Annotated in this window: 25 protein-coding genes; 12 read left to right on the top strand and 13 right to left on the bottom strand. The window is 72.8% G+C overall.

Translation table 11 applies throughout. The annotated features are described in order from the left end of the window. The first annotated feature begins 75 nt into the window (after positions 1-75). From ACIRQF_RS36585 to ACIRQF_RS36570, 4 genes are all read left to right on the top strand, one after another. The gene (locus tag ACIRQF_RS36585) at positions 76-477 is read left to right on the top strand and encodes a DUF4307 domain-containing protein (protein ID WP_404099120.1); all 402 of its coding nucleotides are present in this window, start codon (positions 76-78) and stop codon (positions 475-477) included. A gap of 200 nt (positions 478-677) precedes the next feature. Then, positions 678-1,175 (top strand): transcription elongation factor GreA, encoded by a 498-nt coding sequence (gene greA, locus ACIRQF_RS36580; protein WP_365347918.1) that lies wholly within the window; start codon positions 678-680, stop codon positions 1,173-1,175. Positions 1,176-1,286: 111 nt separating this feature from the next. Continuing rightward, positions 1,287-3,728 carry a PQQ-binding-like beta-propeller repeat protein gene (locus ACIRQF_RS36575; RefSeq protein WP_404099116.1) on the top strand — a complete coding sequence of 814 codons (2,442 nt, stop codon included), beginning with the start codon at positions 1,287-1,289 and terminating at the stop codon, positions 3,726-3,728. A 24-nt stretch (positions 3,729-3,752) separates the two neighbouring features. Beyond that, entirely contained in the window at positions 3,753-6,080 is a 2,328-nt protein-coding gene (locus tag ACIRQF_RS36570; RefSeq protein WP_404099113.1) for a protein kinase, read from the top strand. Between the two features lie 4 nt (positions 6,081-6,084). Here ACIRQF_RS36570 and ACIRQF_RS36565 read toward each other — a convergent pair whose 3' ends face one another. From ACIRQF_RS36565 to ilvA, 3 genes are all read right to left on the bottom strand, one after another. Further along, a complete protein-coding gene (locus ACIRQF_RS36565; RefSeq protein WP_404099110.1) occupies positions 6,085-6,942 on the bottom strand; it encodes an ABC transporter permease in 858 nt (285 codons plus the stop codon). After that, positions 6,939-8,024, bottom strand: a complete 1,086-nt coding sequence (locus ACIRQF_RS36560; RefSeq protein WP_376637957.1) for an ATP-binding cassette domain-containing protein — start codon at positions 8,022-8,024, stop codon at positions 6,939-6,941. Before ACIRQF_RS36560 ends, ACIRQF_RS36565 begins: the two co-directional genes overlap by 4 nt. A 155-nt stretch (positions 8,025-8,179) precedes the next feature. Continuing rightward, positions 8,180-9,415 (bottom strand): threonine ammonia-lyase, encoded by a 1,236-nt coding sequence (ilvA, locus tag ACIRQF_RS36555; protein WP_389758616.1) that lies wholly within the window; start codon positions 9,413-9,415, stop codon positions 8,180-8,182. Between the two features lie 179 nt (positions 9,416-9,594). Here ilvA and ACIRQF_RS36550 point away from each other — a divergent pair, with 179 nt between their 5' ends. Genes ACIRQF_RS36550 through ACIRQF_RS36540 form a run of 3 tightly spaced genes read left to right on the top strand, consistent with a single transcriptional unit; the run spans position 9,595 to position 10,859 of the window. Next, entirely contained in the window at positions 9,595-10,107 is a 513-nt protein-coding gene (locus ACIRQF_RS36550) for a MarR family winged helix-turn-helix transcriptional regulator (RefSeq protein WP_376637959.1), read from the top strand. Positions 10,108-10,164: 57 nt separating this feature from the next. Continuing rightward, on the top strand, positions 10,165-10,611 hold the full coding sequence (locus ACIRQF_RS36545) for a sigma factor-like helix-turn-helix DNA-binding protein (protein ID WP_404099105.1): 447 nt from the start codon (positions 10,165-10,167) through the stop codon (positions 10,609-10,611). Then, on the top strand, positions 10,608-10,859 hold the full coding sequence (locus ACIRQF_RS36540; RefSeq protein ID WP_376637961.1) for a hypothetical protein: 252 nt from the start codon (positions 10,608-10,610) through the stop codon (positions 10,857-10,859). Before ACIRQF_RS36545 ends, ACIRQF_RS36540 begins: the two co-directional genes overlap by 4 nt. A 227-nt stretch (positions 10,860-11,086) precedes the next feature. Here ACIRQF_RS36540 and ACIRQF_RS36535 read toward each other — a convergent pair whose 3' ends face one another. Further along, on the bottom strand, positions 11,087-12,241 hold the full coding sequence (locus ACIRQF_RS36535; RefSeq protein WP_389758623.1) for a cystathionine gamma-synthase: 1,155 nt from the start codon (positions 12,239-12,241) through the stop codon (positions 11,087-11,089). A gap of 83 nt (positions 12,242-12,324) precedes the next feature. Here ACIRQF_RS36535 and ACIRQF_RS36530 point away from each other — a divergent pair, with 83 nt between their 5' ends. The 3 genes from ACIRQF_RS36530 (at position 12,325) to ACIRQF_RS36520 (ending at position 15,287) form a co-directional block, all read left to right on the top strand. Continuing rightward, positions 12,325-13,431 (top strand): hypothetical protein, encoded by a 1,107-nt coding sequence (locus ACIRQF_RS36530; RefSeq protein WP_404099100.1) that lies wholly within the window; start codon positions 12,325-12,327, stop codon positions 13,429-13,431. 61 nt (positions 13,432-13,492) lie between these two features. Continuing rightward, entirely contained in the window at positions 13,493-14,152 is a 660-nt protein-coding gene (gene msrA, locus ACIRQF_RS36525; RefSeq protein WP_376637964.1) for a peptide-methionine (S)-S-oxide reductase MsrA, read from the top strand. A 208-nt stretch (positions 14,153-14,360) separates the two neighbouring features. Further along, a complete protein-coding gene (locus ACIRQF_RS36520) occupies positions 14,361-15,287 on the top strand; it encodes an RNA polymerase sigma-70 factor (protein ID WP_382484778.1) in 927 nt (308 codons plus the stop codon). A 77-nt stretch (positions 15,288-15,364) separates the two neighbouring features. Here ACIRQF_RS36520 and ACIRQF_RS36515 read toward each other — a convergent pair whose 3' ends face one another. Beyond that, entirely contained in the window at positions 15,365-15,712 is a 348-nt protein-coding gene (locus ACIRQF_RS36515) for a DUF1330 domain-containing protein (RefSeq protein WP_404099096.1), read from the bottom strand. A 132-nt stretch (positions 15,713-15,844) separates the two neighbouring features. Next, positions 15,845-16,888 carry an NAD(P)-dependent alcohol dehydrogenase gene (locus tag ACIRQF_RS36510; protein ID WP_404099093.1) on the bottom strand — a complete coding sequence of 348 codons (1,044 nt, stop codon included), beginning with the start codon at positions 16,886-16,888 and terminating at the stop codon, positions 15,845-15,847. Between the two features lie 129 nt (positions 16,889-17,017). Between ACIRQF_RS36510 and ACIRQF_RS36505 the strand changes: the two genes are divergently transcribed. Then, positions 17,018-17,884: a helix-turn-helix transcriptional regulator gene (locus ACIRQF_RS36505; RefSeq protein ID WP_376637967.1), complete on the top strand. Its 867-nt coding sequence runs from the start codon at positions 17,018-17,020 to the stop codon at positions 17,882-17,884. 170 nt (positions 17,885-18,054) lie between these two features. Here the strand turns inward: ACIRQF_RS36505 and ACIRQF_RS36500 are convergent, their stop codons facing one another. Continuing rightward, positions 18,055-19,317 carry an Ig-like domain-containing protein gene (locus ACIRQF_RS36500; RefSeq protein ID WP_376637968.1) on the bottom strand — a complete coding sequence of 421 codons (1,263 nt, stop codon included), beginning with the start codon at positions 19,315-19,317 and terminating at the stop codon, positions 18,055-18,057. 207 nt (positions 19,318-19,524) lie between these two features. Beyond that, entirely contained in the window at positions 19,525-19,869 is a 345-nt protein-coding gene (locus ACIRQF_RS36495; RefSeq protein WP_376637969.1) for a hypothetical protein, read from the bottom strand. Positions 19,870-20,133: 264 nt separating this feature from the next. On the opposite strand from ACIRQF_RS36495, the gene ACIRQF_RS36490 reads away from it, so the two are divergent. Next, positions 20,134-20,403 (top strand): hypothetical protein, encoded by a 270-nt coding sequence (locus ACIRQF_RS36490; protein ID WP_376637970.1) that lies wholly within the window; start codon positions 20,134-20,136, stop codon positions 20,401-20,403. 66 nt (positions 20,404-20,469) lie between these two features. On the opposite strand, the gene hutH is transcribed toward ACIRQF_RS36490, so the two are convergent. The 5 genes from hutH to ACIRQF_RS36465 form a co-directional block, all read right to left on the bottom strand. Then, complete coding sequence (gene hutH, locus ACIRQF_RS36485; RefSeq protein WP_404099296.1) at positions 20,470-22,011, bottom strand: histidine ammonia-lyase; 1,542 nt, start codon at positions 22,009-22,011, stop codon at positions 20,470-20,472. Between the two features lie 41 nt (positions 22,012-22,052). Beyond that, a complete protein-coding gene (locus ACIRQF_RS36480) occupies positions 22,053-22,949 on the bottom strand; it encodes an NmrA/HSCARG family protein (RefSeq protein ID WP_404099088.1) in 897 nt (298 codons plus the stop codon). A 298-nt stretch (positions 22,950-23,247) separates the two neighbouring features. Further along, positions 23,248-23,820: a DinB family protein gene (locus tag ACIRQF_RS36475; RefSeq protein ID WP_404099085.1), complete on the bottom strand. Its 573-nt coding sequence runs from the start codon at positions 23,818-23,820 to the stop codon at positions 23,248-23,250. A gap of 201 nt (positions 23,821-24,021) precedes the next feature. Beyond that, entirely contained in the window at positions 24,022-25,137 is a 1,116-nt protein-coding gene (locus ACIRQF_RS36470; protein ID WP_376637973.1) for a diguanylate cyclase domain-containing protein, read from the bottom strand. 97 nt (positions 25,138-25,234) lie between these two features. Further along, a complete protein-coding gene (locus ACIRQF_RS36465) occupies positions 25,235-26,029 on the bottom strand; it encodes an enoyl-CoA hydratase/isomerase family protein (protein WP_404099082.1) in 795 nt (264 codons plus the stop codon). Between the last annotated feature and the right edge of the window lie 114 nt (positions 26,030-26,143).

Here is a 26,143-nt window from a genome sequence, read left to right as displayed (position 1 = left end):
CGCCTAGGGAGGTCTCTATAGTGACGGAATCGGGGGTGGGAAAATTCCGGCACCCCTGCGGCGAGAGGAACGATCATGAGCGCGGTGCGCGAGGGCCTGCCCGAGGGGCGCTACGGGCGCTCCGCGGACGAGCGCGCGGATCGCACGCTGAAGATCGCCGGTGCCGTGCTCGGCGCGGTCCTCCTCGTCGTGATGGGCTGGTTCGGCTGGTACTACGTGGTCGACAACAAGATCAGCGCCGAGCTGATCAAGTTCGACGTCGTGAGCGCCGGCGAGGTCCAGGTCCATCTGGAGATCCGCAAGGACACCGACGCCAAGGGCGTCTGCACGCTGCGCTCGCGCTCCGAGGACGGGGCCGAGGTGGGCCGCAAGGACGTCCGGATCGACGAGGCGGGCGACCGCCTGGACCGGGTCTACTCGATCCGCACCACGGCGAAGGCCACCAGCGCCGAACTCATCGGGTGTACGGCCCGGTAGCGGTGGGTAGGGAGCCGGGGACGAGCCCCGGCGGGTCACCTCGGTGACCTGGGGTGACGCGAATCCCGTGGTTTATGTCCTCCCGCTTTTCGCCACTCATTGTTAGGCTCGTGGTTTCGCCCGCTCGAAAGGCGCATGCTGAAGAGGCAGCTTTTCGTGCAGGGCGAGCTTTGTATTCCCAGTACCTACGAGGAGCACCTGTGACCCAGACCAGCGACAACGTCACCTGGCTCACCCAGGAGGCGTACAACAAGCTCAAGGACGAGCTTGAGTACCTGTCTGGTCCCGCGCGTACCGAGATCGCCGCCAAGATCGCCGCGGCGCGCGAGGAGGGCGACCTGCGGGAGAACGGCGGGTACCACGCGGCCAAGGAGGAGCAGGGCAAGCAGGAGCTCCGGGTCCGCCAGCTCACGCAGCTCCTGCAGAACGCCAAGGTCGGCGAGGCACCGGCGGACGACGGCGTCGTCGAGCCCGGCATGGTCGTGACGATCGCCTTCGACGGCGACGAGGACGACACGATGACCTTCCTGCTCGCCTCCCGCGAGTACGCGAGCGGTGACATCGAGACCTACTCCCCGCAGTCCCCGCTGGGCGTCGGCGTCAACGGCAAGAAGGCCGGTGACGACGCGGAGTACGAGCTGCCGAACGGCAAGATGGCCATGGTGAAGATCCTCAGCGCCAAGCCGTACACCGGCTGAGCCTCTTCCACAGGTTCTGACGCGAAGGGCCGGACCCCGGAGATGGGGCCGGCCCTTCGTCATGCCCATGCAATGATCTTCGCCATCGGCCGGTGAAGGGGGACGGGGCAGATGCTGGGACCGCTGCGTGAGGGAACGCCACGAAGGATCGGACCCTACGAAGTCCTGGCCCGGCTCGGCGCCGGCGGCATGGGCGAGGTCTACCTGGCCCGGCGGGACGCCTCCGGCGAGTTCTTCGCCGTCAAGACCGTACGGCGCGACGTCGCGGGCGAACCCGCCTTCCGTGACCGCTTCCGCCGCGAGATCAAGATCGCCGGCCTGGTCGACAGCGCCTACGCGGCCGCGCCCGTGGGCGGGGACGCCGACGCCGAGCCGCCCTGGCTGGCCACCGCGTACGTTCCCGGCCCCAGCCTCTCCCAGGCCGTCCGGCGCGGCGGCCCGCTGCCCGTCGCGACGGTCCGGGCGCTCGGCGCGCGCATCGCCCGCGCCCTCGCCGACCTGCACACGGCCGGCGTCCTGCACCGCGACCTCAAGCCCGGCAACGTCATGCTCGCCGCCGACGGACCGCGCCTGATCGACTTCGGCATCGCGCGGGCGAGCGGCGCCACGACGATGACGGCGACCGGCCTCATGGTGGGCACCCCGTCCTTCATGTCACCCGAGCACGTGGCGGGCGCGCGGAAGGTCACCGGCGCGTCGGACGTCTTCTGTCTGGGCTCCCTCCTCTGTTACGCGGCGACCGGCGAGGACCCCTTCGGTGACGGCCCCGTGGCGGCCGTCCTCTACCGCGTCTCGCAGGCGGAGGCGGACCTGGAGCGGGTGCCGGAGGAGCTGCGCCCGGTCGTGTCCGCGTGCCTGTCCCGCGACCCGGACGTCCGCCCCGCCCCGGAAGCCCTGGTGACCCTCCTCGGCGGCACCGACGGGCGCCTCCCGGCCTGGCCGGAGACGGTCCGCGAGCACATCGGCGAGTACGGCCGGGAGCTGGCCCAGCTCGTCGCGGCGGGCGGCCCGCTCCTGGAGGTCCCGGCCGCCTCCGCCCCGGTGGTCACGTCCGGCCCGGCGGGCCTGCACTTCGCCCCGACCCTCGCGCCGGCCGCGCCCCCGGCAGCCGCACCGAGGCGCCGGCGCCGGGCCCTGATCGCCGCGACCGCGGCCCTCGCGGTCCTGGGCGGCGCCCTCGGCGCGTACCTGCTGTGGCCCGGGTCCGCCGCCCCGGAGAAGCCGGTGACGGCCGCCCCGCCCGCCGGCCCCCGCATCCCGGGCGTCGACGACCGCGGCCTCGCCGACGCCTCCGGTGTCGTCCCCCAGAACGCCGCCCAGCGGCCGGCGGGCTGGAAGCCGTGGCAGGCGAAGCTGTCGGCGCCGGCGCTCGGCTGCTCGGCGAACGAGAAGGCGTTGGTGTGCCGGCGGACGGACGGGTGGTACGAGGCGGTCGACCCGGCGAACGGGAAGCGGCTGTGGCAGGCCGGCCTGAAGGGCGGCAAGCCGGGCGGCGAGAGCGCCATCCAGGGTCACGGGCGCCCGTGGATCGTGGACAAGGCCACCCGGCCCACCGTCCACGACACGGTGGTCGTGCTGGCCGGGGAGGAGAAGCTCCAGGTGCGGGACCTCCGCAGCGGAGCGGTCCGCTGGGAGAAGAGCGACGGACCCTGGGGAACCCAGGACCGGCCCTCGCGGCCGATCGTCGCCGACGGCATGGTCTTCGCGGCGACGAAGATCACCGATGACGCGACCATCAACCGCATCGGCATGACCGCCTACGCGCTCGCCGACGGCCGCAAGCTGTGGTCGAAGACGCTCACCGGCAACGACATCCCCCTCTCCGACAGCCGCGGCTTCGAGCCGATCGCCTACGCGAAGGGGCTGGTGTACGCGCTCGGCGACGGCGGGATCGTCGCGTACGACGCGAAGACCGGAGCCCTTCGGGGGCAGGTGGACCGGGAGGCGCGCGACTGCGAGACGATCAAGGTGCTCGGCGCCTCGGCGTACTGCGCGACCGTCCCGCACACGAACGACGTACGGCCACGGCTGCAGGTCCTGGACGCGACCACCCTCGCGTCGAAGGGCAGCCTGACCGTACCGGCCGGCACGCTCGCCCCCGACGTGATCACCCCGAAAGCGGTCATCGGCTTCGGGGAGGGGCAGGCCGCCACGCCGGCGAGCGGCGGGGCGGCCGACGGCGCCGTTCCCACGCTGAAGGTCAGCGACCCCGACGACGGGCACGAGCTGGCCTCGTACCCGTCGAAGGCCACGCCGTCCGGCCTGGTGCAGAAGTGGTCGACCCCGCTGCTCGCCGGCGACCAGGTGCTGTACGCCGACTTCGCGTCCCTCTACACCGTGCGGCTCGGTGCCGACGGCAGGCCCGGCGGCCTGAAGGTGACGCCGGTCCCGGGCGCGCCGGGTCCGCGGGTCGCCGAGGACGCCTCGGATCCGGACGCCTGGGGGATCATCGTCTCCAAGCTGGTGCGTGAGCCGGAGGTGCTGCCGGTCGGCGGCATCGCGTACCTCGTCTACGACAAGGGTGCCGTCGTCTCCGTAGAGCTGCCGAAGTAGCCCTCCCAGAAAGGCGCAACGACCGTGCTGGAAGCTCTGCCCGCCGGGCCCCCGCGGCTCGTCGGTCCCTACCGGCTGCTCGCCCGGCTCGGCGCGGGCGGCATGGGCGAGGTCCATCTGGCCTGCCGGGCGGACGCGCCGACGGCGGATCCGTACCGGATGGTCGCCGTGAAGACCGTGCGCGAGGACCTGGAGGTCGACGGGGACTTCCGGACCCGCTTCCGGCGCGAGATCACGGCGGCCCGCGCGGTCCGCAGCCCCTATGCGGCGGAGCTCGTCGACGCGGACGCCGACGCGGTGTCGCCGTGGCTGGCGACCGAGTACGTGCCGGGTCCGTCCCTGGCCGAGGCGGTCGTACGGGCCGGGGCGCTGCCGGTCGGGGCGGTGCGGGCCCTCGGGGCCACGCTGGCACGCGCGTTGGAGGCGGTGCACCGGGCGGAGGTGCTCCACCGGGACCTGAAGCCGGCGAACGTGCTGCTGGGCGCGGACGGGCCGAAGCTGATCGACTTCGGCATCGCGCAGGCCTTCGAGGCTACGGCCCTGACCTCGACGGGGCTGGTGGTCGGCTCGCCCGGCTTCATGTCGCCGGAGCACCTGGCCGGCAGCCGGGCGGTCGTGCCGGCCTCCGACGTCTTCTGTCTGGGCGCGGTGCTCGCGTTCGCGGCGAGCGGGCAGGGGCCGTTCCACGACGACGAGATGGCGGCGGTGATCTACCGGATCAGTCGCGCCGAGGCCGAACTCTCCGGTGTGCCTGTGGAGTTGCGGGCGGTGGTCGAGCGGTGCCTGCGGCTCGACCCGGCGGAGCGGCCGTCCGCGGCGGAGCTGGTGGAGCTGCTGGGTGACGGCGAGGAGCCGGCGGCCTTCCCCTGGCCGGGGGGCGTGCTGTCACTGCTCGCCGGATACGGGGAGGCGGCGCGCCGGATCGGTGAGGCGGCGGCGTCGGGCGCGGGTGTGGCGGATCTGCCGACGCTCGCGCCGGTGGTGCCGTACTCCCCCACGGCGGCGGGCTACCGGCCCGCCGAGCCCTCGGCGCCCGGTCCGCGGCGCCGCCCGTGGGGGCGGGTCGTCGCCGCCGTCGCGGCGGTGGCGGTCGTGGCGACGGTGGGCGTGGTGGTGCTCGACCGGCAGGACGGGCAGGGCGGTTCGACGGGACAGGGTCCGTCGCGCGGCCCTTCCGCCTCGTCGTCCGGACCGGCCGCTCCGAAGACGCTGAGCCAGGTCGTCCTGCCGTACGGCGGCGAGGGCCATTCCGGCGACTTCGGGAAGGCGGGCACGGACCGCACCTCCCGTCCGGCGGGCTGGTCGCCCTGGACGACGAGGATCGCGAAGGGCATGGAGGCCTGTTCGCTCGCCCCCACCGTGCTCGTGTGCGCAGGGAGCGGGGGCGCGGCGGTGGGCCTGAAGGCGGCGGACGGCACGCAGCTGTGGTCGGTGCCGGGCCGGGAGGCGGCCGGGGGCTTCGGCGTGCTCTCGTCCGCCGGGCACCCGGCCGTCGTCGGCGACACCGCGTACGTCACCGGTCCTGCGGGGGTCACCGCGTACGGGATCGAGGACGGCAGGCAGCGCGGGAAGATCCCCGCGCCGGGTGGCGACTGGGCGGTGAAGGGGTCCGACCTGCGGGGCGACGTCCTCTACTCCACCTACGTCAACCTGCTGGACGACGCCAAGGGGCTCGTCACCGCGGTCGAGCTCGACGGCAGGGGCGGGGGCCGGCAGCTGTGGAGGAGCGAACTCGGCGGCATCCCCGAACAGCCGGTCGCCGCCGGCGGCCGGGTGTACGTCCCGATCGGCGTGGCCACCCCGGTCGCGCTCGACGCCGCGACGGGCGAGGAGACCGCACGGGGGCCGGCCGGCCTCGTGTGCGGCGACATGGTGGTGCACGGCGGTTCCGTGCTCTGCTCGGCCTCCCAGGACAGCGGCGTTCCCGTGCTCGACGCCCGGACCCTGAAGCGGAAGCGCACCCTGGGCGCGGGTCTGTGGATCACGGGCGGCCCGGCGGTGAGCGCGGACGGGACCGTGGCCGTGGTGGGGGGCCGGCCCGCCCGTGAGGTGGTCACCTACGACCTGGAGAGCGGGCGGGAACGCTGGCGGACGCAGGTCATGTTCCACCGCAACGAGCTGAGCCGGGCCTACTTCGCCGGCGACCGGGTGGTGGTCGGCGGCCGGTACGAGGTGAGCACCGTTCCCGTGGCGGGGCCGCCGGACCGCGCGCAGGACATCGAGGTGCTCCAGGCCGACCTGCCCGAAGGCGTCGACGCCGGCTCGCTGACCGCGTCCGAGGCACTGGCCGCCGGAGGCGCGGTGTTCCTGCCCTTCTCCGACGGCCTGGTGGTATCCGGCTACCTGCCCTGAGCCGTCACCCCGCCGCCCGGCGGTACTTCCGCACCGACAGCGTCCGGAAGATGACGACGATCAGGATCGAGTAGATCAGCGACGCCCACACCGGATACCGCATCGGCCAGGCGTCGGACGGGGACAGGCCCGGGTCGCCGAAGAGTTTGCGACAGGCCTGCACGGTGGCACTGAACGGGTTCCACTCGGCGACGGGCTGGAGCCAGCCGGGCAGGTTGCTGGAGTCCACGAACGCGTTCGAGATGAACGTGACCGGGAACAGCCAGATCAGTCCGCCCGAGGTGGCCGCCTCCGGGGTGCGCACGGACAGGCCGATGAGCGCACCGATCCAGGTGAAGGCGTAGCCGAGGAGGAGGAGCAGACCGAAGCCGGCCATGATCTTGGCGAAGTTGGTCGGCGCCGCGTAGCCGGGACGCCAGCCGACGAGCAGCGCGACGAGCGCGAGGACGGTCAGCGTCAGCGCGGTCTGCACGAGGTCGGCGAGGGTGCGCCCGGTCAGGACCGCGCCGCGGGCCATGGGGAGCGAGCGGAAGCGGTCGATGAGGCCCTTGTGCATGTCGTCGGCGATGCCCGCACCCGCGCCGGCCGTGGCGAAGGTGACCGTCTGGGCGAAGATGCCGGCCATCAGGAAGTTCTTGTAGACGTCCGGGTCGGTGGAGTCGCCGATCTGCATGGACCCGCCGAAGACGTACGTGAAGAGGATCACGAACATCACCGGCTGGATGAGCCCGAAGATGACCATCTCCGGGATGCGGGTCATCCGGATGAGGTTGCGCTTGGTGACGACCAGCGAGTCGGCGATCGACTGGGCGATGGCGCCGCGCCTCCGGGGTTGCGGGGCGGCGTCGGTCAGGGTGGTCACTTCGCCGCCTCCTTGGCCTGCTCCTGCTCCTGGGACCGCGCCGGATCCGGGGTGTCCTGCCCCTTCGCCCTGGCGCGCCTGCCGCGCGGGCCCTGTGCGCCCTCGCCGTTCTCGCCGTTCTCGTCCTCGGCCCGCTCGGCCGTGTGGCCCGTGAGCGAGAGGAAGACGTCGTCGAGGGTCGGGCGGCGCAGGCCGATGTCGTCGATCTCGACGCCCACGGCGTCCAGGTCGCGGATGACCTCGGCGAGGAGCTTGGCGCCTCCGGTGACCGGGACGGTCAGCTTGCGGGTGTGGTCCTCGACGGTGATCTCGCCCTGGCCGGGCATTCCGTAGCGCTGCAGGACCTCACGGGCGGGCGGGATCATCTCGCGCGCGTGGACGACGACTTCGACGCGCTCGCCGCCGGTCTGGGCCTTGAGCTGGTCGGAGGTGCCGCGGGCGATGACCTTGCCGTGGTCGATGACGCAGATGTCGTGCGCCAGGTGGTCGGCCTCCTCCAGGTACTGCGTGGTGAGGAGGAGGGTGGTGCCGCGGGCGACGAGTTCCTGGATGACCTCCCACAGGGCCTGGCGGTTGCGGGGGTCGAGGCCGGTGGTCGGCTCGTCCATGAACATGACCGGCGGCGAGACCACGAGGGCCGCGGCGAGGTCGAGGCGGCGGCGCATGCCGCCGGAGTAGGTCTTGGCCGTGCGGTCGGCGGCGTCCGCCAGGCCGAACCGCTCCAGGAGCTCGCTCGCGCGGGCCTTCGCGGAGCGGGCGTCCATCTGGTAGAGCCGGCCGACCATCTGCAGGTTCTCGCGGCCGGTCAGATACTCGTCGACGGCGGCGAACTGGCCGGACAGACCGATGGACCGGCGCACCTCGTCGGGGTGCGCGAGCACGTCCACCCCCGCCACCGTGGCGCGGCCGCTGTCGGGTGTGAGGAGGGTGGTGAGCACGCGGACCGCGGTGGTCTTCCCGGCGCCGTTCGGGCCGAGGAGGCCCAGGACGGTGCCCTCGGGAACGTCGAGGTCCACGCCGTCCAGAGCTCGTACGTCGCCGAAGGTCTTCACCAGACCCTCGGCGTGGATCGCGCCTGGCATGTGGGTTCTCCCAGCAGGTTCGGGCGTTTCCTGACAAGTCACACAAGTCTAGGGACGCCGGGCGCACCTCGCCCGGCGTTCTGTGACTCCGGCCACACGCTAACGCGATACATCGCGTCTCGCCATCGTTGTGCGCCGCCCGACGCCGGCGACTTTCAGCCCAGCACCGTGTACCCCGCGTCCCGCAGTGCCTCGGCGACCTCCTCGCAGTGCTCCGGGCCCTTCGTCTCCAGGTGCAGCTCGACCTCCGCCTCCGTCAGGCCCAGCCGCGGGTCGGTCCGCACGTGGCTCACGTCGAGCACGTTCGCGTCCACCACCGTCAGCACCGCGAGCAGCGTCGCGAGCGTGCCCGGCCGGTCCGTGACCTTCAGCCGCAGGCTCAGGTAGCGCCCGGCGGCCGCCATGCCGTGCCGCAGGACCCGCTGCATCAGGAGCGGGTCGACGTTCCCGCCGGACAGCACCGCCACCACGGGCCCCCGGCCTCGGAACGCCTCCGGGTCCGAGAGCAGGGCGGCGACGGGACTCGCGCCGGCCGGCTCCACCACCAGCTTCGCCCGCTCCAGGCACAGCAGCAGCGCCGAGGACAGCGCGTCCTCCGAGACGGTGCGGACCTCGTCCACGTACTCCCGGACGATCCCGAACGGCACGTCGCCCGGCCGCCCCACCTTGATCCCGTCCGCCATCGTCACCGGCGAGTCGATCGCCACCGGATGCCCCGCGGCCAGCGAGGGCGGATACGCGGCGGCGCCCTCCGCCTGCACGCCGATCACCCGCACGTCGGGCCGCACCGACTTCACCGCGAGGCCGATCCCCGCGACCAGCCCGCCCCCGCCGACCCCCACCAGGATCGTCCGCACCTCCGGGCACTGTTCCAGGATCTCCAGGCCGACGGTGCCCTGCCCGGCGATGACGTCCAGGTGGTCGAAGGGGTGGATGAACACCGCCCCGGTCTCCCGCGCGTACTCCTCGGCCGCCGCGAGCGTCTCGTCCACGACGTGCCCGTGCAGCCGCACCTCCGCCCCGTACTCGCGGGTCGCCGCGACCTTCGGCAGCGGGGCGCCCACCGGCATGAAGACCGTCGCGTGCACCCCGAGCAGGGCCGAGGCCAGCGCCACGCCCTGCGCGTGGTTGCCCGCCGAGGCCGCGACCACACCGGCCGCGCGCTGCTCGGGCCGCAGCCCCGCGATCCGCACGTACGCGCCGCGCAGCTTGAACGAGCCGGTCCGCTGCAGGTTCTCGCACTTGAGGTGCACCGGCGCCCCCACGAGCGAGGACAGGTGCCGGCTGCCCTCCATCGGGGTCACCCGGGCCACCCCGGCGAGCATCTTCTGCGCTCCGCGCACGTCGTCGAGCATGAGGCGGTGCAAGGGGTCTGGCGTACGGAAGCTCATGACAGCAAGTCTTGCAGCTCACAGGGGCCGCGGCCGCCGGACGCACGGTGCGCGGCCCGGACCGCGCCCCGTCGCTCCCGGGTTCGTACCGGGTTCGCGCAGCGCCGGTACGGACCCGGGCCGGTCCGCGTACTCTGTCCCCCACCAATTGCCCACCGCACGAGAGAGCCACCACAGCCATGCCCACATCTCAGGACATGACGACTGAGCTTGACCCCGGACTCCTCGACGCCCTCCAGCACCAGGTGGCCGTCTTCGCGAGACGGGCCGAGCAGACCCGGCTCGGCGGCACCGGGCAGCTCCGCAACTCCATGGACCGCGCCGCGTACCTGCTGCTCAACCGGCTGGACCAGGAAGGCCCGATGGGCGTGAAGGCGCTCGCCGCCGGCATGGGCATCGACTCCTCCACGGTCACCCGCCAGGTCGCCCCGCTCGTCGACACCGGCCTGGTCAAGCGCACCTCGCACCCCGAGGACGGCCGGGCCGTCGTGCTGCAGCTCTCCCCGCGCGGCCAGGCCCGCCTGGAGGAGGTCCGCGCCTCGCGCCGGCAGCTGATGGCGGAGGTCACCGACGGCTGGACGCCCGCCGAGCGCGAGTCCTTCTGCACCCTGCTCACCCGCTTCAACTCCGCGCTCTCGGCACGCCAGTCGGGGCTTCCCGCGGTCCCGGGCGAGGCCGCGCCCAAGTCGTGACCCGGGGCCTTCGGCACGGGTCTTGACCGGCGGCGCGCACTGTCCTCATATGAGGAGGTGCGCGAGTCGAATCATGGCCACCATGGCGAAAACAACGCTCGCACCCGGGAGTTCCACGCGTTCGCGGCCGGGGCGTCGGGCCGGTTGCTGCATGCGGCGACCCTGCTCACCACCGAGCCCACGCACCGCAACCCGCTCGCCGAGGCCCTGCTGACGGCCGCCCTCGCCCACACCTACGCCCACTGGGACCGGCTGCGCGGCGAGGACCCCTACGAGGTCACCCGCGCGGACCTCGCCACCCGCTTCGCCCGCACCGCCTGGCGCTACCACCGCGGCCGCGGCGGCGTGCTGTCCGCCCTCACCCCGCAGGAGCGGCTCGTCGTCGTCCTCCGGCTCTACGAGGGGGTGGCCGAGGAGCAGACCGGCGCCCTGCTCGGTCTGCCCGAGGAGCGGATCCGGGCCGTCTGCGCCCGCTCGGTGAGCGCCCTGCGAGTGGCCTCGTGAACCGCCACGAGCACAAGGAGGACGAGGTCCGCCGGATGATGGACACCGCCCACCCGCACGTCCCCGGCGACCTCGCCGCACGGGCCGTCGCCCGCGGCACCCGGCTGCTGCACCGGGACCGGGTGGTGCGGCGGATCGGCTGGGCGCTGCTCGCCCTCGCGGTCGCCGCGTTCGTCGTCTGGGCCTCGGTCGCGCGGCCCTGGGAGGTCCCGCCCGCGGGGACGACACCGCCCCTCGAAGGCTGGTGAGCCGGGCCCGCGGAGGCTCGGCGACGCCGCTCGGAAGCCGGTGGGGCCGGGCCCTCGCGAGGAGGACCCGGCCCCGGAGGCCTGACGGCTTGGCGGGTCGGCCGGGCCGGTCGGCCGGCCGGCCCGGCGGACCGGCCGGCCCAGGGGGCTGGCCGGCCCAGGGGGCTGGCCGGCCCGGCGGACCGGCTGGCCCAGGGGCCCAGGGGACCGGCTGGCTCGGCGGCCTGCTAGCCCAGCGCCTCGCGCAGGTCCGCGAGCAGGTCGTCGACGTTCTCGATGCCGACGGAGAGGCGGACCAGGTCGGCCGGGACCTCCAGCAGCGAACCGGCGACGCTCGCGTGCGTCATCCGGCCCGGGTGCTCGATCAGCGACTCGACGCCGCCCAGGGACTCGCCCAGGGTGAAGAGCTTGGCGCGGTTGCAGACCTCGACGGCCGCCTCCTCGCCGCCCTCCACGCGGAACGAGATCATGCCGCCGAAGGAACGCATCTGCTTGGCCGCGATCTCGTGACCCGGGTGCTCCGGCAGGCCCGGGTAGAGGACCTGGGTGACCTTCGGGTGCTGGGTCAGCATCTCGACGATCTTGCCGGCGTTCTCGCTGTGCCGGTCCATGCGGACGGCGAGCGTCTTGATGCCGCGCAGCACGATCCAGGAGTCGAAGGGGCCGGCGACGGCGCCCATCGCGTTCTGGTGGTACGCCAGTTCCTCGCCGAGCTCCGCGTCGGCCGTCACCAGGGCGCCGCCGACGACGTCGGAGTGGCCGCCCATGTACTTGGTGAGCGAGTGCACGACCACGTCCGCGCCGAGCGACAGGGGCTGCTGGAGGTACGGCGAGGCGAAGGTGTTGTCGACGACCAGCTTCACGCCGGCCTGGCGGGCGACGCCCGCGACGGCCTCGATGTCGGTGATGCCGAGCAGCGGGTTCGACGGGGTCTCGACCCAGATCAGCTTGGTGCGGTCGTTGATCGCGCCGCGCACCGACTCGATGTCGGACGTGTCCGCGACGGAGAAGTCCACGCCCCAGCGCTCGACGACCTTCGCGAAGAGCCGGAAGGTGCCGCCGTAGGCGTCGTTGGGGATGACGACGTGGTCGCCGGGGGCCAGGAGGGTGCGCAGCAGGCAGTCCTCGGCGGCGAGGCCGGAGGCGAACGCGAGGCCGCGGCGGCCGCCCTCCAGGGCCGCGAGGTTCTCCTCCAGCGCGGTCCGGGTGGGGTTGGCGCTGCGGCTGTACTCGTAGCCGCCGCGGAGCCCGCCCACGCCGTCCTGCTTGTAGGTGGACACCTGGTAGATGGGCGGGACGACCGCGCCGGTCAGCGGGTCTGCGGTGTTGCCCGCGTGGATGGCGCGGGTCTCGAAGCTCTGGTGGGTGTGCTGGTCGCTCATGAGGCAGGAGCGTAGTCCCGTGGGGGCCCGGTCGCCGCCTCACGTCTCAGCAGGTGTTCGCCGGCGTCCTGGACAATGGACACATGGAGATTCTCTGGTTCCTGATCGCGCTCGGGCTGATCTTCGGCGTCCTGGGCCCCTTCGTGTTCCGCCGGCGCGGCGGCGGCATCCGGCAGGTGGCCCCCGGCGCCCCGGACGCGGCGGACCCCGAGGCCTACGGATTCCTGCGCCAGGAGGAGCAGGACGTGCGGCTCCCGGGGCCGGACCGGGATCTGCTCGACGTGCTCGACGTCGTGCAGGCGACCCAGTACTGGCGGGCCGCCTCGCAGCTGCTGAAGGGCACCGACAAGGAGGGCGAGACCCGCTGGCAGCGGGTCCAGGCCTTCGCGGGCGCCGCCTCCCTGGAACTGGCCGAGCGGCCGGGCGTGGGCGGCGCGTGGCTGCGCGCGTGGAAGGCCGACGCCCCGAAGGACGCGGGCGGCGCGCAGGTGTACGCGGAGTTCCTGGTGCAGCAGGCGTGGCGGTCCTCGACGGCCGGGAGTGACGACTTCCGGGTGATCCTCGAGGAGGCGCGCAAGGCGTGCCAGGAGGCGGCGCTCCTCGCGCCGGGCGACCCCGTGCCGTACATCTCCGAGCTGGCCGTGGCGCGTGGACTCGGTGACGCGCACGAGGAGTTCGACCTGCTGTGGGCGAAGGTGATCGACCGTGCGCCCACGCACATGGGGGCGCACCTGGCGGCCCTGCACTACTGGTGCGGGAAGTGGCACGGCTCGCGCGAGGAGGCCGACCACTTCGCGACGACGGCCGCGGCCCGCGCCCCGCGGGGTTCGCTGCTCGCCGCGCTGCCCCTGTTCGCGGTCTTCGAGAACCGCCCGGAATTCGTCGTCGGCGTGGACTTCCACCGCACGGCCGTCGTCACCAAGGCCGTGTCGGGCGCCCTGTACGCGGTGCACTCGGCGCGGCCCGACGACCCGATGCTCGCGCACGTACGCCATCTGCTGGTGTCCTTCCTGATCGGGGCGGAGCGCTGGAGCGAGGCGATGGCGCTGCTCGTGAAGGTGGACGGCTATGTGGGCGCGCTGCCGTGGACGCTGGACGCGGACCCGGCGGCCGCGTACACGGCGTGCCGGAACATCGCGGTGGCCGGCTACGAGTCGGCCGGCGGCAGCCCGGCGACGCTGCCGCGGTAGGGGAATCCCCGGGGGGCGGGGAGCGTTGTGCCGAGAGCCGACCGTCGAGGAGAGATGCAGCATGTTCCTGTCCCGCACCCCCGTCCTCCCCACTCCCGACCAGGCCCTGCGCGGGCGCCCCGAGCCCGAGTTCGCGGTTCCCGAGCGCCACACGGTGCTCGGCACGCCGCTGCTCGGCCCGTACCCGGAGGGCCTGGAGGTCGCGGACTTCGCCCTGGGCTGTTTCTGGGGCGCCGAGCGCAAGTTCTGGCAGACCGAGGGCGTGTACACGACCCTCGTGGGCTACCAGGGCGGCTTCACGCAGAACCCGCACTACGAGGAGGTCTGCTCGGGCCTCACCGGCCACACGGAGGTCGTCCGCGTGGTCTTCGACCCCTCGAAGGTCTCGTACGAGCGCCTGCTGAAGCTCTTCTGGGAGTCCCACGACCCCACTCAGGGCTTCCGCCAGGGCAACGACGTCGGCACCCAGTACCGCTCGGCCGTCTACACCCACTCCCCCGAGCAGGCCGCGACGGCCGAGACCTCCCGTGAGTCCTACCAGCGGGTCCTGACCGGCTCCGGCTACGGCACGATCACCACCGAGATCCTCCCGGCCGAGGACCGCGTCTTCTACCCGGCCGAGGCCTACCACCAGCAGTACCTGGACAAGAACCCGGCGGGCTACTGCGGCATCGGCGGGACGGGCGTCTCGTGCCCGATCGGCGTGGCGAAGGCGGAGTAGGGCGGCCCGGCAGGGGCGCGGCCCCGCTCACCGCGCGGTCCGCTCCCCGGTGGGGTCCTTCCGGACCGGAAGGCGCCGCTTGCTGTGATCATGGTGGCGGAGGGGCGCGGCCGCTCCGGCGCCGAGGCCAGGTGGGGTCGGGCCGTCGGGCGTGCCGTCCGGCGTGATGGCGGGGATGCGAGGAGGAGCCGGCGTGAGCGGGATCGACATGGGCAGGACCGAGGAGTTCCAGGAGCTGCGGCCGCTGCTGTTCTCGATCGCGTACCGGATCCTCGGCAGCGTCGGGGAGGCCGAGGACGCGGTCCAGGAGAGCTGGCTGCGCTACGCGGCCTCGGCGACCCGCCCGGACTCGCCGAAGGCCTTCCTCTCGACCACCGTCACCCGGATCTCCATCGACGTGCTGCGCTCGGCGCGGGTGCGACGCGAGCAGTACGTCGGGCAGTGGCTGCCCGAGCCGCTGCTCTCCGACCCGTACGAGGACCCGGAGCGCGCGGCGGAGCTGGCGGACTCGGTGTCGACGGCCGCCCTGCTGCTGCTCGAACGCCTCAGCCCGCTGGAGCGCGCCGTGTTCGTGCTGCGGGAGGTGTTCGCGTTCGGCTTCCCCGACGTCGCCGAGGCGGTCGGGCGTTCGGAGGCGGCCTGCCGCCAGCTCGCCGTCCGGGCGCGCAAGCACATGCAGGAGGGCCGCCCCCGCTACGAGGCCGCCCGCGAGGAGCGGGAGGAGCTCGCGGCGCGCTTCTTCCAGGCGCTGCGCGAGGGCGAGGTCGAGGAACTGCGGGCTCTGCTGTCGGCCGACGCCCAGCTGGTCGGGGACGGCGGCGGCAAGGCACCGCAGCTGGCCCGCGTCATCGTCGGCGCCGACCACGTGTCCCGCCTGCTGGCCTCCTACTTCGCCGTGCTCGACAGCGTCGCGGTGACGCTGGAGACCCACGAGGTGAACGGCCGGCCGGGCGCCGTCTTCCGCGACCGCGACGGCCGCGTGCTCACCACCTGGGCGCTCGACATGACCGACGGGCACGTGCGGTCCATCCACAGCGTGGTCAACCCGGAGAAGCTCGGGCACCTGGGGCCGGTGGCGGACGGCTGGGCGATCGCCGAAGAGGTGAAGCGGGCGCGCAGGGCGGCGCGCGGCTGACAGGGCGGCGCGCGGCTGAGAGGGCGGCGCGCGACCGGCCGGGCGCCCGACGGGACGTCACTTCCCGGTCGGGGTCGTCACTGCCGGGCCGCGCGCAGGGCCGCCGCCGTGCCGGCCGCCGTGTATCCCTCGGGGACCCCGTCGATCAGCAGGACGTCGCCGTCCATGTGCCGGGTGCGCAGCGGGATCAGGGCCCGGTAGGCCGCGGAGTCGTACCAGCCGCGGGCGTCCTCGTACGTCGGGAAGCCGATGATCACGAGGGCGCCGGGCCAGGTGCCCTCGCGGACCTCACGGGCGGGGGCGCCGTGGACCAGGAACCGGCCGCCGAAGGGGTCGAGGGTCTCCTGGATGCGCTCCATGTAGTCGAAGACCTCCTCGTCGAGGACGGGCTTCGGGTGCAGGTTTCCGATGGCGTATGCGGTCATGGGAACAGCGTGCCGGGGCATGCCGTGCGGGTCGATTACCCCGCACGTCATGCCCCGGCGGACCTGCCGTCGGCGTCGGCGACCGGCGCCCCCGCATCGGAGCGCGAGCACCGCGCCCCGGCGCGGCCGCGGTCAGATCGTCGACGCGTCGATCACGAAGCGGTAGCGCACGTCGGACGCCTCGACCCGCGCGTAGGCCTCGTTGACCTGGTCGGCGGTGATCAGCTCGATCTCGGCGCCCAGGCCGTGCGCGGCACAGAAGTCCAGCATGTCCTGGGTCTCCTTGATGCCGCCGATCATCGAGCCGGCCAGCGTCTTGCGGCCGCCGATGAGGGAGAACAGGCCGACCTTGACCGGCTCCTCCGGGGCGCCCACGTTCACCAGCGCGCCGTCGGTCTTCACCAGGCTCAGGTAGGCGTCGAAGTCCAGCGGCGCGGAGACCGTGGAGATCACCAGGTCGAAGCTGCCACGGAGGGCCGCGAAGGTCTCCGGGTCGCTGGTGGCGTAGTAGTGGTCGGCGCCCAGCTTGAGGGCGTCCTCCTGCTTCTTCAGGGACTGGCTGAGCACGGTCACCTCGGCGCCGAGCGCGTGGGCGATCTTGACGCCCATGTGGCCGAGGCCGCCGAGGCCGACGATCGCGACCTTCTTGCCCGGGCCGGCCTGCCAGTGGGCGAGCGGCGAGTAGAGGGTGATGCCGGCGCACAGCAGCGGGGCGGCGACGTCGAGCGAGACGCCCTCGGGGATGCGCAGGGTGTAGTTCTCGTCGACGACGATGTGGGTGGAGTAGCCGCCGTAGGTCGGCTCCCCGTTCTTGTCCAGGGCGTTGTAGGTGCCGGTCATGCCCTTGACGCAGTACTGCTCCAGGCCCTGCCGGCAGTACTCGCACTCCCGGCAGGAGTCGACGAAGCAGCCGACGCCGACGCGGTCGCCGACCCGGTGCCTCGTGACACCGGGGCCGACCTCGGTGACGATTCCGGCGATCTCGTGACCGGGGACCATGGGGAAGATGCCCTCGCCCCAGCCGTTGTGGGCCTGGTGGATGTCGGAGTGGCAGATGCCGGCGTACTTGATCTCGATGAGGACGTCGTGCTCGCCGACGGCCCGGCGCGGGATCGTGGTCCGCGCCAGCGGGGCGTCGGGGGCGGGTGCGGCGATGGCGGAAACGGTCGTGGTCATGGCCCCCAGCCTGCCGGACGGATCCGCTCCCACCCAGCCCACTGTTCTGCCTACGACCGCCGTGCCTACCACTGGCAGGGTCAGGAACGTACGTCCGGTACCGCGCCGGACCGGGAATACTGGGGAGGTATGGACCTCAGTGCCGAACTCAGCGAATTCCTGCGCACCCGGCGGGCCCGCCTGAAGCCGCAGGACGTGGGCCTGCCCGAGTTCGGGCGGCACCGCCGGGTGCCGGGGCTGCGCCGTGAGGAGCTCGCGCAGCTGGCCGGCGTTTCCGTGGCGTACTACACGCGGCTCGAACAGGGCAACGGCAAGAACGTGTCCACGGAGGTCCTGGACTCGATCGCGCGGGCGCTGCGGCTCAGCGACACCGAGCGGGCGCATCTGACGCACCTGGCGAAGCCGACCGTGAAGAAGCGGCAGCGGGCGGCGATCAGCCGCCCGCAGAAGGTGCGGCCCGCCCTCGCGCACCTCCTCGACTCCATGGAGGGGGTGCCGGCCTTCGTCCTGGGGCGGCGCGGCGACATCCTGGCCTGGAACCGGATGGCGCGCGCCCTGCTCGGCGACTTCGCCGCCTGGGAGCCGCGGGAGCGGAACATGGCGCGGATGGTCTTCCTCGACCCCAACGCGCGTGATCTGTACGTCGACTGGGAGTGCAAGGCGATCGAGGTCGTGAGCGTGCTGCGGCTGTACGCCGGCATGTACCCGGACGACCAGGAGTTGCTGTCGCTGGTGGGCGAACTGTCGGTCAGGAGCGAGGAGTTCCGCTCGCTGTGGGCGGCGCACACGGTGACCGACAAGGGCCACGGCACGAAGCGGATGCGGCATCCGCTGGTGGGCGAGATGACGCTGGCGTACGAGTCCCTGAAGGTGTCCGGCGACGATCCGGACCTGGTGCTCGTGACCTACCACGCGGAGCCGGGCTCGCCGGCGGCGGACGCGCTGCGCCTGCTCGCGCAGTGGGGCGTGGACGAGCCCGCGGACGTACGGAAGTAGCTGCGCGGACGTATGGAAGCAGCCGCACGGTGTACCGAAGCAGAGCTGCACGGCGTACCGAAGCGGCTCCGCGAACACGGGTGCCGGACCCGCCCTCGGTTCCCGTCGTCCGAAGCGAAACGGCCCCCACGCCCTGGGGCGTGGGGGCCGTTTCGCACGGTGCGGGCCGGTCAGACGGCGGAGCCGGCCTTCCACGCCGACCAGCTCATGTTCCAGCCGTTGAGGCCGTTGTCGGGAGCGATCGTCTTGTCCTTGGAGTTCTTGACGATCACGACGTCACCGATGATCGAGTGGTCGTAGAACCAGGCGGCCTGCTGGTTGGGGTCGCCGGCGCCCTTGACGTCGGCGAGGCCCACGCAGCCGTGGCTGGTGTTGACGTTGCCGAAGATGGAGCGCGAGCCCCAGTAGTTGCCGTGGATGAAGGTGCCCGAGGTGGACAGGCGCATGGCGTGCGGCACGTCCTTGATGTCGTACTCGCCCTTGCCGTCGGAGTCGGTGAAGCCGACGGTGGCGCCGTTCATCCGGGTCTCCTTGAACTTCTCGGAGATCACCATCTCGCCGTTGTAGGTGGTGTTGTCCGGGGAGCCCGCCGAGATCGGGATGGTCTTGATCGTGACGCCGTCCTGCTTGACCGTCATGGTCTTGGCGGACGCGTCGACGACGGAGACCTGGTTGCGGCCGATCTTGAAGGTGACCGTCTTCTTCTGGACGCCGAAGACGCCGTTGGCGCCCTCGACCCCGTCCAGGTTCAGCTTCAGGGTGACGGTCGAGCCCTCGGTCCAGTACTTCTCGGGGCGGAAGTCGAGCCGCTGCGAGTTGAACCAGTGGCCGACGACCTCCTGACCGGAGCTGGAGGTGACGGAGATGCCGCCCTGGACGGCCTTCTTGTCGGTGATCGACTTGTTGAAGGTGACCGAGACGGGCATGCCGACGCCGACCGTCGAGCCGTCCTCCGGCGTGTAGTTGCCGATGAAGCTGTTGGCCTTCGAGACGGTGGTGAAGGAGGAGTTCTCGTGCGCCTCCAGGCCGTCGGCGTCCTTCGCGGTCGCTGCGATCTTGTAGACGGTGCCGCGCTTGAGCTGGCCGCCCGGCTTCCAGCTCAGACCGTCCGCCGATATCTCGCCCTTGACGGTGTCGCCCTCGGCGGAGGTCATGGTGACCTCGGTGAGCTTGCCCTCGGCGACGGTGACCTTGGTGCCGTCGTTGATCGAGGCGTTCTGGGAGCCGTTCTTCGGCGAGATGGTGATCTGCGCCTTGGAGGTCTTCTGCGCGGCGGCCTCGTCGACCTGAGCCTGTGACTGCTGCGAGGCGTCGGCGGCGCCGCCCTTGTCGCTGTCGTTGCAGGCCGAGAGCACCAGTACGCCGCCGAGCACCGCCGCGGCCGCGGCCAGGCCCTTACGGCGCTTGCCGTACGTCATCACACGCTTCTCCATCGTCGCCGATTACCTGCCACTTCCCACTGAAACACTCATCAGAACCCGTCCGGTTCCGTAACCGGGGGGTATGTGGGGAACACCACTGATCGACACGCACCGGCGGAACGATCGGTTCCCCAGATCCTCTCCCGGTAGGGGAGAGGGCCCCGGGACGACGCCGTCCCGGGGTCCTCCCGACGCCCTCCCGATGGGGGCTCGTCGGACTCAGGTGCGCTCTACCTCGTCGTCTTCCCGCCCACCATCTTCGTCCTCGAGGTCCCACTCCATCGCATCGGGGTCGTACTCGATCTCCTCGCTGCTCCAGGAGGCCTGCACCATCTCGACGCCGGGGACGGTGGTGACCAGGTCGAAGGGCTCGACGAGGTACGCCAGGGCCTCCGCACTGTCCTCGGCGACCGCGGCGCGCGCGTGCACCCGCTCCTCCTCCGGCATGAACTCGTCGGCGTCGATCCGGCCGACGGCGGCCTCGGCGAGCGCGGCGGGCCCGTCGACCTCCAGGACCAGATCGACCCGAAGGCGTACATAGCGTGATGTCTCGGATGTGCTCATGGGCGGAGCGTAGAGGGCCCGGAGGCTTCGGCTTTGCCATGACCCTCTGCTTTCCCGGACTCGTCCTGAGACACCCCCCGCGGCCCCGTGCGGGAGCACGGTTCCGTGCCGGGACCTGCGGGGACCTCCGGGCGGACGCCTGCCACGCGGCGGAAGACCTCGCGACAGGGCACCGTGAGCCCCCTCGTTCGCACGAGAGGGAAGAAGCCAATAGCATCGCCCCACCTACCAGTTCGCGGTTTCCGCAAGGGGGATCAGAAACACGTGTCCGTCGCCCGACGCCCGCTGCTCACCGCCACCACCGCGGGGACCCTGCTCTTCGCGCTGTGGTTCGTGCCGTCCGCGAACGCCACCGGCGACCAGGGCAGAGCGGATCAATCGCCGTCGATCGTGACGGAGCCCCGGGACGACGGGCGGCTCGCGGAGACCGGCGGTGTCGACACCACGCCGTACCTGCTCGGCGGGACGCTGTTCCTCGGGGTCGGCGCGGGTTTCGTGACCCTGGCGATGCGCCGCGGGGGCCGGGCCTCCTGACGCCCGCGGAACGTACGCGGAAGGGCCGCCCCCGGAGTCCCGGAGCGGCCCTTCGCGGTGCCGGGGTTACGCCAGCGGGCCGGTGACCGGCTCGACGGCCGCGACCAGCCGACCCTCGCGCACGAAGGCGTCGGCGGCCGCCAGGTCGGGAGCGAGGAAACGATCCGGCCCGGGACCCTCGACGCCGGCGGCGCGCAGGGCCGCGATGGCGGCGGCGGAGGCGGGCGCCGGGCTCAGGCCGTGGCGGAGCTCGATGCCGCGGGTGGCGGCGTAGAGCTCGACGGCGATGATCCGGTTGAGGTTGTCGATCGCGGTGCGCAGCTTGCGGGCCGCGGACCAGCCCATGGAGACGTGGTCCTCCTGCATGGCCGAGGACGGGATGGAGTCGGCGGAGGCCGGGACGGCCAGCCGCTTCATCTCGCTGACCAGGGCGGCCTGCGTGTACTGGGCGATCATCAGGCCGGAGTCGACGCCGGCGTCGTCGGCGAGGAACGGCGGGAGGCCGTGCGAGCGGTTCTTGTCGAGGAGCCGGTCGGTGCGGCGCTCGGCGATGGAGCCGAGGTCGGCGGCGGCGATGGCGAGGAAGTCGAGGACGTACGCGACGGGGGCGCCGTGGAAGTTGCCGTTGGAGCGGACCGTGCCGTCGCCGAGGACGACCGGGTTGTCGACGGCGGCGGCGAGCTCGCGCTCGGCGACGGTGCGGGCGTGGGCCATGGTGTCGCGGCCGGCGCCGGCCACCTGCGGGGCACAGCGCACCGAGTAGGCGTCCTGGACGCGCGGGGCCTCGCCGCTCTGGTAGTGGCCGGTGAGCTCGGAGCCCTTGAGGACGGCCAGCATGTTGGCGGCGGAGGCGGCCTGGCCCGGGTGCGGGCGGATGGCGTGCAGCTCGGGCTCCAGGACCTTCTCGGTCCCGAGGAGGGCCTCGAGGGAGAGCGCGGCGGTGACGTCGGCCGACTTGTAGAGGTTGTCGAGGTCGGCGAGCGCCATGATCAGCATGCCGAGCATGCCGTCGGTGCCGTTGAGGAGGGCGAGACCCTCCTTCTCGCGGAGCTCGACGGGCTCGATGCCGGCGGCGGCGAGCAGCTCACCGGCCGGCTTGAGCTCGCCGTCGGGGCCCTCGGCGTCGCCCTCACCCATGAGCGCCAGGGCACAGTGGGAGAGCGGGGCGAGGTCGCCGGAGCAGCCGAGCGAGCCGTACTCGTGGACGACGGGGGTGATCCCCGCGTTGAGCAGGTCGGCCATGGTCTGGGCGACCTCGGGGCGGACACCGGTGTGGCCGGAGCACACGGTCTTGAGCCGCAGGAACATCAGCGCGCGCACGACCTCGCGCTCGACGCGCGGGCCCATGCCGGCGGCGTGCGAGCGCACGATGTTGCGCTGGAGCTGGGCGCGCAGCTCGTGCCCGATGTGCCGGGTGGCGAGGGCGCCGAAGCCGGTGGAGACGCCGTAGACGGGCTCCGGCTTGGCGGCGAGCGCGTCCACGGTGGCGCGGGCGGCCGCCAGCGCCTGGACGGCCTCGGATGACAGCTCGACGCGCGCGCCGTGGCGGGCGACGTCGATGACGTCCTGCGGGGTGGTGCCGGACGTCCCAAGGACGACAGTCTGCATATCCATATTCAGCACCCTACGGACTGAAGAGCGTCATGTCACTAGATGGCCGGAGTGAGGCTCTCGTTCTCAGTCTGCGCGAGCAGCCCGGCCCAGTCCTGGGCGGCGGCCCAGTCGGCGAAGGAGTGCCAGCCGACCTCGGGATACGCGCGGCGCAGCCCGGCGACGTCGACGCCGAGGCCGTGCTCGGCGAAGTACGCGAACATCGCGGCGAGGTCGGTGGAGTGCCGGCGCACCTGGTCGAGCGGCACCTCGGCGTGGGTGACGGGGCGCCCGGCGGCGGCGGTGAGGATCGCGGCCATCTCGGCGGGCGTGCGCTCGTCGGAGGCGATGTCGACCCGGAGACCGGTGAAGTCCGCGGGCCGCCGCAGGGCGAGCGCGGCGAAGGCGCCGATGTCGGTGGCGGGAATCAGGGTGAGCGGCGTGCCGCCCGCCATCGGCCAGGCGAAGGAGCCTTCGCGCAGGCCGTCGAGGGTCCACCCGTCGGCGTAGTTGTCCATGAAGGCGGCGGGACCGATGACGGTCCAGTCGAGCCCGGACGCGTACAGGTGCTGCTCGACGGCCCACTTGCTCTCGTAGTGCGGGACGCCGGTCCCGCGGTCGGCATGGGCGGCGGAGGTGAGCACGACGTGCCCGGTGCGGGCGGCCTTGGCGGCGTCGACGAGGGCCTTGCCCTGGCGGACCTCGGTGTCGGTGTCGGTGCCGAAGGGGGTGGTGACGGCGAAGAGCGAGTCGGCTCCGGCGAGGGCGGCGTCGAGCGAGGCGCGGTCGTCGAAGTCGGCGCGGCGCACGTCGGCGCCGAGCACGGCCAGCGCGCGGGCGGCGGGCGCACCGGGGTCACGGGTGAGCGCGCGTACGTGGTGGCCCGCGGCGAGCAGGGCGCGGGCGGTGGCTCCGCCCTGGGCGCCGGTGGCTCCGGTGACGGCGACGGTGAGCATGGCGACTCCTGAGGGTCGATCGATAACTTCTGCGCGCCGCAATCTTTGCGACACGCAGACAATAACCCGCTTCTCTGCGCCGCGCAGCTTTATTCCTGGGGAACGCCCGGGTCGGCGGGCCCGGGAACGCGAATGTGGGGCCGGGGAACGCGAACGGGGGGCCGGGGAACGCGAACGAGGGCAGGTGAACGCGAACGAGGGCAGGTGAACGCGAACGGGCGCCGGGAACGCGAACGGGGCGGGCGCCGCGCGCCCGCCCCGTCACCCGGCCCCGCTCAGCGGCGGCGGCCGGTCGCCGTCACTGACCGACCCGACCGTCCACGCACTCCCGCAGCAGGTCGGCGTGGCCGCAGTGGCGGGCGTACTCCTCGACGCGGTGCACGAGGAGTTCGCGGATCGCGATCCCGTCCTTGCCCACACGCTCGCCCAGGTCCTCGTAAGCGGCCAGGGCGGCGTCGGTCGCCGCCTGTTCGCGCTCCAGATCGGCGTACGCGCCGTCGACCACGGCCTGTTCGGCGACGGCACCGTGGAAGTCCGTGTCCTTCGGGCCGTACAGCTTGGGCAGCGGGTCGGCGTCGGTGATCCAGTTGCGCCAGTCCCGTTCCACCTCGGCGAGATGGCGCAGCAGGCCGAGCAGGGACATCGTCGACGGCGGGACCGACCGCCGGGCCAGCTGCTCCGGGTCGAGGCCCTCGCACTTCATGAGCAGGGTCCTGCGGTAGTCCGTCAGGAAGTCCACCAGCGTGGCGAGTTCGCCGTCAGGGCTCGCCCCGTCCCGGTTGCGGGGGTCGTCGTCCGGGTCGGCCCACATGTCGGGATAGACGGTCGCCTGGGTCCATCGCGCGGGCTGCTCTTCAGTCATGCGGGCCATCGTCGGCCGCCGGCGAGCCCGTACGCCACCGTAATTCGGCGCCCGCCCGGGCCGGACCCTCCACGCGCCACCCGGCGGGCCCGGATCGGGAACCGGCGGTCCGCCGATCACGAGTCACCCACCAGGGATCGCGGTCCACCCGGCCGACGTCGCACCACGCGCGCCACCCGCCGGACCGGGAGCACGAGCGCCCTCCGCACCTCACACCGGCGGCGCGTCCCGGAAGCGGCGGCGGTCGCGGGCGCCGGGAGGAGCGTCGGCGAGGCGGATGACCGCGCCGTCCCGGCCCGCCACCACGGGCTTGGCGGAGCGGGCGGCCTTGGCCTGGTACTGGGCCGCGTCGGCGAGGCGGAAGAGGCGGCGGGCCGACTTCAGCGTGCCGATCGGGTCACCGGTCGAGGCGACCCCGCACGCGACGCCCTCGCCGAGCTCGAGTTCCGCGGCCCGTACGCACAGCTCCTCCGCGACCGCCACCACCTCGTCGGCGGTGGGACCGACCGAGAGCAGACAGAACTCGTCACCGCCGAGCCGGGCCGCGAGCGCGCCGGGCAGCATCGCCCCGCACCGTGACAGAACGGAGCCGAACCGTTCCAGCAACCGGTCGCCGACCGCGTGGCCATGGGTGTCGTTGACCCGCTTCAGGCCGTTCAGGTCGCACACCATCAGGCTCACCACGGAGCCGTCGACCCGGTAGCGCTCGATCGCCTGGTCGAGCCGGGTGTCGACGGCGCGGCGGTTGGCGAGCCCGGTGAGCGGGTCGGTGAAGGCGAGCTTGCGGACCTCCTCCAGGCGCTCGGCCTGGGCGATGCCCGCGGCGACGACCGCCGCGAGCACGGTGGCGAAGTCGGAGTCGTCCCGGCCGAAGGGCACCGCCCCGGCCGGCCTGGCCACGTAGAGCTCGCCCCAGGCACGCCCGTGCAGCACGATCGGCGCGACCACGCAGCAGCCGCGGCCGCGCCGCCGCAGGCCGGTGACGCGCCCGGTCGGAACCCGGTCGTCGGCGGTCTCCACCCAGGCGTCCGGCTCGCCGCCGCCCGCCCACTGCTCGTGCAGGAACTCGGTGATCTCGGGAAACTGATGGACCGGGTACGTCTCGGAGTCCGGGAACTCCTCCTCCCCCACGGCCCGCTGCCCGGCGTTCACCAGGACCTTGAGCCGGCCGTGGTCCCGCTCCCAGACGGAGAGAGCCGCGAAACTGCCGCCGAGCGCCTCGCAGGCCCCCAGCGCCGCGGCCCGCCAGAACTCGCGCGGGGTGTGCGCCGCCGCCATCCCCTGCGCCAGCGCCACTACGGCCCGCAACCGCACGTCCTCACCCATTCCTCCAGCTTAGGGAGGTTTGATCAGTTTTCCCCTTCGGGACGTCACGGAAAGTTACATATAGTGAGAAACGGTGCAATTCGGATCGGGCGCTCCGTCACTCGCCCGGCCACTCCGGCTTCCGCTTCTCGTTGAACGCCGCCACACCCTCCGCGCGGTCGCCCGAGAAGGCCACCGAACGCCAGGCCGCGTCCTCGACCTCCAGGCCCGCCCGCAGGTCCAGGCCCTGGCCGAGCCGCATGGCCTTCTTGGCGGCGCGCAGGCCGACCGGCGAGTTGGCGGCGATCCGGCCGGCCAGCTCCAGGGCGGCCGTCCGGGCGTCGTCCTCCAGGAGGTCGACCAGACCGAGCTCGCGGGCCTCGACGGCCTCCACCCGGCGGGCCGTGAAGACCAGCTCGGCGGCGCGCGCCGCGCCCACGCGGCGCGGCAGCAGCTGCGTACCGCCGCCGCCGGGGATCACGCCCACGGAGACCTCCGGCAGCCCGACCACGGCGGTCGCGTCGGCCACGATGACGTCACAGGCCAGGGCCAGCTCGAAGCCGCCGCCGAGGGCGAAGCCGTGCACGGCGGCCACAGTCGGCATGGGCAGCTCCAGGACGCCGGTGTACGCGGCGCGGGCGACCGGCCGCTGCCGGACCAGCTCGGCGTCGGTGAAGGAATTGCGCTCCTTGAGGTCGGCACCGACGCAGAAGGCGCGGTCGTGGGAGGAGGTCAGCACCGTGACCCGCACGGAGGGGTCGGCGGCGAGCGCGTCACAGGCGGCACCCAGGGAGCGGGCCATCTCCGAGGAGACCGCGTTCATCGCCTTGGGCCGGTCGAGCACCAGCTCGGCGACATGCCCGGCGCCCTCCTTGCGGACCACCACGAACTCACCAAAACGCTGCTCGGACATGCTGAGGGCCCTCCCGGTCGACGCCTGTTAACGGGTGTTAACGGCTGTTCACCGGAGATCCTAGGGGGTCCCTCGCCGATCGGGCAGGGTCAGGGAGCCGGCGTCCGGTGCGTG

Source organism: Streptomyces sp. NPDC101191 (assembly GCF_044767915.1).
GTDB lineage: Bacteria > Actinomycetota > Actinomycetes > Streptomycetales > Streptomycetaceae > Streptomyces.
Note: the sequence above shows the minus strand (reverse complement) of the source record. Positions and strands in the feature narration are given on the sequence as shown.